Here is a 705-nt window from a genome sequence, read left to right as displayed (position 1 = left end):
AAATGATGACTTCAATTGAAGTTAGTGCATCCCCTGAGAATGTTCAATGGCAATCCATTAATTGGAAAGCGGTTAAGCAACATGTATTAAAGCTTCAAATGCGCATTGCAAAAGCAACCCGAGAAGGTAAACACGGCAAGGCGAAAGCATTGCAGTGGATACTTACCCACTCAAAATCAGCAAAATTACTTGCTGTTAAAAGAGTTTCTCAAAATAAAGGCAGCAAAACACCAGGCGTTGACGGCATCATTTGGAACAGTGATGCTCGTTGTATGACTGCGGTGAATAAACTGAGCCGAAAAGGCTATCATGCCAAACCGCTCAGACGTATCTACATCCCCAAGAAAAACGGCAAACTCAGACCTTTAGGCATTCCCTGCATGATAGACAGAGCGCAGCAAGCGCTTCATCTTCTCGCCTTGGAGCCTATTTCGGAAATGGTAGCCGACCTCAATAGCTATGGCTTTCGACCCAACCGAAGCGCAGCAGATGCCATTGCACAGTGCTTCAAATGTTTGTGTATGAAGCGCTCTAGCCAATGGGTTCTTGAGGGTGACATTAAAGCCTGTTTCGATAAGATTGGTCATCAATGGCTTCTCGATAACATTCAATTAGATAAACGAATGCTGAAACAATGGCTTGGATGTGGTTATGTTGACAAAGGATTGTTCTATAAAACAGCAGAAGGAACACCGCAAGGTGGGA

Annotated in this window: 1 protein-coding gene; it reads left to right on the top strand. The window is 44.0% G+C overall.

Features of this window, described 5'->3' with window-relative positions; all coding sequences use genetic code 11:
* Positions 1-2: 2 nt before the first annotated feature.
* The coding region (locus BM739_RS19935; protein ID WP_175609570.1) for a reverse transcriptase N-terminal domain-containing protein at positions 3-705 on the top strand (703 nt) is incomplete at its 3' end.

The organism is Shewanella sp. UCD-KL21, assembly GCF_001957135.1.
Classification (GTDB): domain Bacteria; phylum Pseudomonadota; class Gammaproteobacteria; order Enterobacterales; family Shewanellaceae; genus Shewanella.
This window is presented reverse-complemented; position numbering and strand designations above follow the sequence as displayed.